The organism is Roseateles sp. P5_B10 (genome assembly GCF_056400485.1).
The window spans coordinates 1-8,664 of sequence record NZ_JBFULE010000165.1 but is presented as its reverse complement, the minus strand read 5'-3'; the positions used below and the strand labels follow the sequence as shown (position 1 = coordinate 8,664).

The following is an 8,664-nucleotide window of genomic DNA, read 5'->3' as shown; positions in this document are numbered from 1 at the left end:
GGGCCGCCCCTAGCCGGCCCGCCTGGCGATGTGCTTGCCGGTCGATCCGGCAAGCATCGCCGTCCCCTTGGGGGACYGGCTAGTCTGGCCCGCGTTCAGCGCGGCAGACTGGACGAGGGGCTCACGCAGCCACCACGCGGGCCATTTCGAGGACCTTGTTCGAATAGCCCCACTCGTTGTCGTACCAGGACACCAGCTTGACGAAGGTGCTGTCCAGCGCGATGCCGGCGTCGGCATCGAAGATGGAGGTGCGGGCGTCACCGCGGAAGTCGGTCGCAACGACCTTGTCCTCGGTGTAGCCCAGCACGCCCTTGAGCGCGCCTTCGCTTTGCGCCTTGAACTCGGCGCAGATCTCTTCGTAGCTGGCGTCCTTCAGCAGCTCGACGGTCAGGTCGACGACCGACACGTCGCTGGTGGGCACGCGAAAGCTCATGCCGGTCAGCTTCTTGTTCAGCTCGGGGATGACCTTGCCGACGGCCTTGGCCGCGCCGGTGCTGCTCGGGATGATGTTCTCGAGGATGCCGCGGCCGCCGCGCCAGTCCTTGTTGCTCGGGCCGTCGACGGTCTTCTGCGTGGCGGTGGTGGCGTGCACGGTGGTCATCAGGCCGCGCTTGATGCCCCACTTGTCGTTCAGCACCTTGGCCAGCGGGGCCAGGCAGTTGGTGGTGCACGAMSCGTTGGAGATGATGGCCTCGCCGGCGTACTTGGTGTGGTTGACACCGAAGACGAACATCGGCGTTTCGTCCTTGGAGGGGGCCGAGAAGATGACCTTCTTGGCGCCTGCGGCCAGGTGCTTCTCGCCGCCGGCCTTGTCCAGGAAGATGCCGGTGGCTTCGATGACGATGTCGGCACCCGCCTCGGCCCACTTCAGCTCGGACGGGTCCTTGACGGCGGTCAGGCGGATGCGCTTGCCGTTGACGATCAGGGTGTTGCCGTCCACGGCCACTTCACCGTCGAACTTGCCGTGCACGCTGTCGTACTTGAGCATGTAGGCCAGGTAGTCGGGCTCGAGCAGGTCGTTGATCGCGACGACCTCGATGTCCTTGAAATTCGCCACGGCGGCACGGAACACCATGCGCCCGATGCGGCCGAAGCCATTGATGCCGATCTTGATGGTCATGGAACTGTCTCCAGAGGATGAAAAATTCGGTGCGGGCGCGATTCTCGGCGATTCGCGGTACGGGGTGGTTTCAGGGCGATTTCAGCCCGCCGGCGCTTGGCGCATCGCCACGCAGATTCAGCGTGCCGCAGGGCACGTCGATCTGCAGCTGGCTACCGAACAAGTCCCGGGCCTGCTGTTCATTCTTGAACGCGAGGTGCAAGCCGGCCAGCCAGGTGAGGAAAGGTAACTTGTTGGGGTCCGCCGGCTTGCCGACGGTGGCCTCGTTGGGCACGGCGCCACCGTAGATCGTGTAGTCCACCTTGAACGGGCAACCCATTGTCTTGAAGTCGTAGAACGCGCTGAGCTTGGTCGGCTCGCGGGTCATGCCGAGAAACTCGGCCAGCCCGAAGGCTTCGCGCTTGAATCCGTAGCGGGACTGATCGGTGGGGAACATCGTGAACTGTTGCTGGAAGGATTGCGGCCCCTCGCTACCGCTGCGGCAAGGCATGCGGTAGTCGGCCAGGCGCTTTCGTACCGCAGCCTCGAACCGGCTGGACCCGGTGGAATGCAAGATCTTGACTTCGGGCGGCTGGCGACCATCGCCGGTAAAGGTGGCCGCAATGACGACATGCTCGACCTCCAGCCGGCCCAGGCCCCTGAAACCGTCCATGTCATGGCGTGGCATCACGAGGCAGAACGGCGGTTCGCCGGCGGCTCGATCTGGCGGCAGCGGCGTGGCGTCGCGGTCGGTATTGGCAAAGCTGAACTCCTGCACCGCACTGACGACGCCATCCGTCGCCGTCAGGCAAGGCAGGCGCAAGCGCTCGAGATAACGGTGCGCCTCGTCCTGCATGTCCTGCCGAGCCGAGTTGAACAGCACCTCGACCTCGGGAGCCGCATCCGGCTTGTTGAACTTGAGCAGCACCCGCATGGCGCCAAAACCGCGGTCCAGCTTGTCCTGCTGGGGAAAGCGCGGAGGTTTGACGGGCTTGACGAGGCAGGCCAGCGATTGCGCTGGCGACGGCGTACGCACCTCCGTCTGCGCTTGTGCAGCGCAGGCGGCCCAGCCGGTGACGAGGGCGACGAAAAATGGGCGCATCAGATCCTCCCTGATCTTCAGGATGCAGGCGGGTTTGTAGCGCAGGCGGTCGACGAGGCACGCGGGCAGTCACCCGCTTCTGGGACGCCGCCGCAAAGCAACAGGACCGCGAATGCGACCCTGGCGTCATGCGGCGCGGTAAGCGCATCATTTCTTCTTCAGCACCGCCTTGACGGTCGCGGCCACGTTCTTCGGCGTGCAGCCAAAGTGCTTGAACAGCACACCGGCCGGCGCGGACTCGTCGAAGGTGTCGATACCAACGACGGCGTCGACACCGTATTACCACCAGAAATCGCTGACTTCAGGCCAAGCCCTTCTCCTGCAAACTGGCCAGCACGGCCGAGAGCTCGCGCTCCACCGCCTGCAGCAGCGGCTCCAGGCCCACCGCTTCGACGCCCTGGCTGCAGGCTTCCTCCAGCGTGGTGGCGGCACGTTGCAGGGCGGGCATGCCCAGGCTGCCCGCGACGCTCTTCAGGTCGTGCGCGCAGCGCAGGGCGGCCTTGCCATCACCGCGCTCACGGGCGGCCCGCAAGCGCACGACGATGTCGCTCTCACGCTCGCGGAACAGCGCCAGCAAGCGCCGATACAGCGCCTCGTCACCCATCAGCGCGGCCAGGCCGGCGCCCATGTCCAGGGCCGCGGGCGGCGCCAGCGGYGCGGGCGCGGGCAGCGCCGGACGCACCCAGCGCGCCAGCGTGGCGAACAGCTCGTCAACGCGGATGGGCTTGGGCACATGGTCGTTCATGCCCGCCTCCAGCGCCTTCTGGCGGTCGCCGGCCATCGCGTTGGCCGTCATCGCGATCACCGGCAGGTCCTGCAGTTCGGRACGGCGGCGCAGTTCGCGCGTCGCCTCGTAGCCGTCCATCACCGGCATCTGGCAGTCCATCAGCACGGCCTCGAAGCGCTCGCGCGCGAGGATCGCCAGCGCCTCCTGGCCGTCGCCGGCGATGTGCACGACGATGCCGGCGCGGTTCAGAAGGTCGCGCGCGAGCTCCTGGTTGATGGGGTTGTCCTCGACCAACAGGACGCGCGCGCCGGCCAGCCCGGCCTGGCGCGCCTGCAGCAGTTCGTGGCGCTGCACGTTGCGGCTGAGCCCGGCACGCGGACGGCCCAGCGCATTGGCGCAGGCGTCCAGCAGGCCCGAGGGCGTGACCGGCTTGGCCAGCAGCCCTGCCACCAGCAGCCCGCGTGCGGTGAGCTGGCGTTCGGCCTCGTCGCGGTTGAAGGCAGTCACCATCAGCACCGTCGGCGGAGCGTGCCTGCCGGCGGCCTGCCCCAGCCTTTCCAGGCAGCCGATGCCATCCAGGACCGGCATGTGCCAGTCCAGCAGCAACAGCCTGAACGGCCGGTCCTCGGCGTCGGCCTGCGCCACGGCCTGCAGTGCCGCAACGCCATCGGCCGCCGTCTCGGCCTCCAGGCCGAAGGCCGTCGCCAGCGTGTGCAGCAGCTCGCGAGCCGCCGGATGGTCGTCGACGACCAGCATGCGCATGCCGTGCAGTTCGTTGTCCTGCGGCGCTGGCGCCGCCCCGGGCTGCAGGCCCAGGGGCAGGCTGAAGTGGAAGCAGCTGCCGCGCCCGGGCTCGCTGTCCAACCCGATCTCGCCGCCCATGCGCTCCACCAGGTGGCGGCAGATCGCCAGGCCCAGCCCCGTGCCGCCGTAGCGCCGGCTGGTCGACGCATCGGCCTGCGTGAAGGGCTGGAACAGGCGTGCACGGGACTCGGGCTCGAGGCCGATGCCGGTGTCGCGCACCTCGAAGCGCAGCGTCACACGCTGACCTTCGCGCGCCGTCTCGGCCACCGCCACCGTGACCTCGCCCTGCTCGGTGAACTTGACCGCGTTGTTGCTCAGGTTCAGCAGGATCTGGCCCAGCCGCGAGGGGTCGCCGACGAGCGCGGTTGGCAGCGTGGGCGACAGCGCGAACAGCAGTTCCAGCCCCTTTTCCTCGGCGCGCATGCCCACCAGCGTGGCGAGCTGGTCCAGCACGTCGCCGAGCTGGAACGGGATCTCCTCGACCTCCAGCCGGCCGGCTTCGATCTTCGAGAAGTCGAGGATGTCGTTGATGATCCCGAGCAGCGACTCTGCGGCGCGATGTACCTTGTCGACGTAGTTGCGCTGGCGCGCGTCCAGGCCGGTCTGCAGCGCCAGGTAGGACATGCCGAGGATGGCGTTCATCGGCGTGCGGATCTCGTGGCTCATGTTGGCCAGGAACTCGCTCTTGGCCCGCGTGGAGGCTTCGGCGGCGTGCTGGGCGCTGGCCAGCTCTTCGGTGCGCTCGCGCACGCGCTGCTCCAGCCCTTCGGCCACCTCGCGCGCGACGCGGGTGCGCTCGTCGAGCCGCGCCTGGAGCGCGATCTCGAAATGGCGGTGCAACTGGCGCATGCGCAGGCGGTAGGCCAACCACAGCGCCGTCAGCAGCAGCACGGCGACCGCGGCGCGGAAGTACCAGGTGGCATACCACGGCGGCGGAACATGGATCTTGAGCGGCACCGCGCTCTCGCTCCAGTCCCCGCGGGTGCCGCGCGCCTGGACGAGGAAGGTGTAGTCGCCCGGCGGCAGCATCGTGTATGTCGCGTTGCGCCGCGCGCTGTCCGTGTCGTTCCACTTCGTCTCGAACCCTTCGAGCCGGTACCGGTAGCGGGTGTGCGCCGGGTCGACATAGTTCAAGGCGGCGAAGTCGAAGGACGCGATGCTGCGCGGTTCCAGCGCCAGCGCAGAAGCAGACCAGATCGGCTGCTGCAGCGGCGTGCTGCCTGGCAGCACCGACTCGCCGAACAGGCGGAAGTCGGTCAGGAACACCGGCAGCGTGCGCTTGCGGTCGACGACCTGGCCGGGGATGAACGCCACCAGCCCCTTCTGCGAGCCGAAGAACAGCTCCCCGCTCGAACTCCTCGCGGCTACCACGGGGTTCGCGAACCGGTCGGTCAGCAGGCCGTCGGACGCGCGGTAGTTCGTGAAGGTCCCGGTGCGTGGGTCGAACCGCGACAGCCCGTTCGGCGTGCTGACCCACAGCTGTCCATCGTCGTCCTCCAGGATGCCGAACACGCTGTCCGCAGGAAGGCCGGCGCGCGAGTCGTACGAGGTGAACGTGCCGTCGCGAGGATCGAGCTTGACCAGCCCGCGGAAGGTCCCGGCCCACACCGTCCCGGCGCGGTCGACGTGGACCGCATTGACGCGTTGATGGCCCGGCGGACGCGCGGCGCGGAGTTCCGCATCGAAGACCTTGAAGGTGCTCGTGCGGGGGTCAAAACGATGCAGGCCATGAGATGACGTCGCCAGCCACAGCACGCCGCTGGCGTCCTCCGTGATCGAGCGGTACTGGACCAGGGTGCCAGGCTGCGGGCTGAAGGTCGAGAACCTTTCCGTCGCCGGCTCCCAGCGGCTCAGGCCGAAGTCCGTGGCGACCCACAAGGTGTTGCCGCGATCGACCCACAGTGCCGTGATGCGGTCGTGGTTCAGCGAGCGCGGGTCCGATGCGACGTGGGTGTACGCCGTGTAGCGCTGCGTGCGGCGATCAAAGCGGATCAGGCCGTTGCCATACGTGCCCAACCAGAGGTCGCCCGCGTGATCCGCAATCGCCCGGACGCCCCGCGCGAACACCGGCAGGTCGATCTGCGTCGCCTGATCGGTCGCGCGGTCGACGCGGTTCAGGCCGCGGTCGGTGCCGATCCACAGCGTTTGATCGTTCTCGGCGTAGGCGGCAGTCACCGCGCCCTTGGCCAGACTGTGCGGGTCCGCCTGCTGGTGGCGGTAGGACCGGAAACGCGGGTGCTCGGTGTCGAAGCGGTAGACGGTCCCCGCCCTCGTCGTCGACCAGAAGCYCCCGTCGCGATCCCGGAACGTGCCGACGACGAGGTCGCCGCGCAAGCCGTCGGGATCGTCAGGGTCGCTCTGGTACCAGAGCGCCTGCATGCGGTCCGGCGTCAGCTTGACGAGGCCCAGCTTGCCGGTGCCGAGCCAGAGTGCCCGGTCGTCATCCTCCTGGATCGACAGGACGCCGGAAGAGGCGTTCGGCGCCAGCCCGCCGCCCCGGAACACATAGACGGTGACTTCGCCGCTGGCCACATCGACCGAGGCAAGATCCCCGCCGGAAGACAGGCCAAACCACAGCATGCCCCGGCTATCCAGGAACGGCTTGGATGGGTAGCCCGTGGCGACCAACTTGCGCCCGGAGCCGTTCTGCAGCCTGATGTGTCGCCTGACCTCGCCCGAGCGCCGGTCCAGCACGTAGAGCCCCTCGGAGCTCGTGACCCAGAGCGTGCCGTCGCGCAGCGCCAGCGTGGCGATGACGCGCGTCTCGCCGAGCCCGGGCGTGTGGCGCGGCCGATGGCAGGTCGTCTTCGACGTGACCGGGTCCAGGGCCGTCACGCCGTCGTCCGTCGCGAGCCAGATCAGGCCGTCCGGGTCCTCGCTGATGTCGTGGGCGATCGCCACGGTGCCGCAGGCCTCGTTGGGTGACCGGTACTGTTTGAAGCTGCCGGTCGCAGGGTCATAGCGGCTGAGCGAATCGTCGGCGCCGATCCACAGCCGGCCCGCGTGGTCCTTGAACAGCGACTGGCCAATGATGAAGCCGACGCTGCTCGCGCGCTGGTCCGCCGGGACCTTCATGAAATCGTAGCCGTCGTAGCGCCGCAACCCGTCCTCGGCGCTCAGCCACAGGAAGCCGAACTCGTCCTGCACCATCCGCTGGACCGCCACGGACGCAAGGGGCGACGGCAGCGGGTAGAACGGCATTGGCGCGCCGGCGACGAGCGGTACGTCGACGACGCGGATGTCCTGAGCGCAAGCGGCCCTGCAGGTGGCGAGCGCAGCAAGCGCGGTGAACAACGCGACGAAATTGCATAGCCGTGCGCTGATGGCGCGCCAGCCCCTCGAACGCGCACGAAACAAATCGCCAGTCGCCAACGCCAGCCCTCCAGAGCCCCCGGAATCAAGGGCCATTGGATGTCTGTCCGGGAACCCCGGCTATCGGCATTCACCCGCTGCGCCGGGCAGGCCCGCGGCGGCGCCCCCGAGCCCCTGATGTCCATCGCCACCCCCTGACCGCACATGGCCCGGGGCGCGACGGCATCACTTCTTCTTCAGCACCGCCTTGACGGTCGCCGCGACGTTCTCGGGCGTGAAGCCAAAGTGCTTGAACAGCACGCCGGCCGGGGCGGACTCGCCGAAGGTGTCAATGCCGACAACCGCGTCGACACCGTACTTCCACCAGAAGTCGCTGACGCCCATCTCGACGGCCACGCGCGGCAGGCCCTTGGGCAGCACGCTCTTCTTGTAGTCCTTGTCCTGGCGGTCGAAGACGCTGGTCGACGGCATCGAGACGACCCGCACCTTGATGCCTTCGTCGGCCAGCAGCGCCTTGGCGGCCATGGCCAGCTGCACCTCGGAGCCGGTGGCGATGATGACGGCCTCGGCCTTGCTGTTGCCCTTGGCGCTCACGGGGTCGAATAGCACATAGGCGCCCTTGGCGATCTCGTCGACATTGGTCTTGGGCGAGTAGGTCAGGTTCTGGCGCGACAGGGCCAGCAGGCTCGGGCGCTGGGCGTTGCCGATGGCCATGGTCCAGGCGACGACGGTCTCGGTCGTGTCGGCCGGGCGCCAGACGTCCAGGCCCGGGATCAGGCGCAGCGAGGCGACATGCTCGATGGACTGGTGGGTCGGGCCGTCTTCGCCCAGGCCGATGGAGTCGTGCGTCATCACGTGGATGACGCGGGCCTTCATCAGTGCGGCCATGCGGATGGCGTTGCGGCTGTAGTCGCTGAAGGTCAGGAAGGTGCCGCCGTAAGGGATGAAGCCGCCGTGCAGCGCGACGCCGTTCATGATGGCGGCCATGCCGAACTCGCGCACGCCGTAGTTGATGTGGCGGCCGTTGTTGGGCGTGCCGTCGGCGGCGATGCGCAGGGCCGGCGTGCTGCTGGTGTTGGTCAGGTTGGAGCCGGTCAGGTCGGCGCTGCCGCCGAGCAGCTCGGGCAGCGCGAGCGTGAAGGCTTCCAGCGCCAATTGGCTGGCCTTGCGGCTGGCGACGGTCTGCGCTTCGGCATGGGCCTTGACGACGGCGTCGACGGCGATCTGCGCGAAGTTGGCGGGCAGCACGCCGGCCATGCGGCGCTGGAACTCGGCGGCCAGTTCGGGGTGGGCTTCGGCATAGGCGTCGAAGCGGCTGTCCCACTCGGCCTCAACCTTGTCGCCGCGTTCCTTGGCATCCCAGGCGGCATAGACCTCGGCCGGCACGGCGAAGGGCTCGTGCTCCCAGGCGAGGGCCGCGCGGGTCAGCTTGATCTCTTCGGCGCCGAGCGGTTCGCCGTGGGCCTTGCTGGTGTTGGCACGGTTGGGCGAGCCCTTGCCGATGGCCGTCTTGGCGATGATCAGCGTGGGCTTGTCCTGGCTCTCCTTGGCCTTGCCGATGGCGTCGTCCAGGGCGTCGACGTCATGGCCGTCCACCGGGCCGATGAACCGGGCCGATGA

The 8,664-nt window shown here is 68.3% G+C and carries 4 protein-coding genes; all 4 read right to left on the bottom strand.

Annotated elements, in window-relative coordinates; translation table 11 throughout:
• Positions 1 to 121: 121 nt before the first annotated feature.
• Entirely contained in the window at positions 122 to 1,120 is a 999-nt protein-coding gene (gene gap, locus AC1DU6_RS12755) for a type I glyceraldehyde-3-phosphate dehydrogenase (protein WP_477857558.1), read from the bottom strand.
• A 70-nt stretch (positions 1,121 to 1,190) separates the two neighbouring features.
• Positions 1,191 to 2,201: a hypothetical protein gene (locus AC1DU6_RS12750; RefSeq protein ID WP_477857556.1), complete on the bottom strand. Its 1,011-nt coding sequence runs from the start codon at positions 2,199 to 2,201 to the stop codon at positions 1,191 to 1,193.
• Between the two features lie 301 nt (positions 2,202 to 2,502).
• On the bottom strand, positions 2,503 to 7,026 hold the full coding sequence (locus AC1DU6_RS12745) for a hybrid sensor histidine kinase/response regulator (protein ID WP_477857554.1): 4,524 nt from the start codon (positions 7,024 to 7,026) through the stop codon (positions 2,503 to 2,505).
• A gap of 243 nt (positions 7,027 to 7,269) precedes the next feature.
• On the bottom strand, positions 7,270 to 8,664 hold a 1,395-nt coding region (locus tag AC1DU6_RS12740; RefSeq protein WP_477857553.1), incomplete at its 5' end, for a transketolase family protein.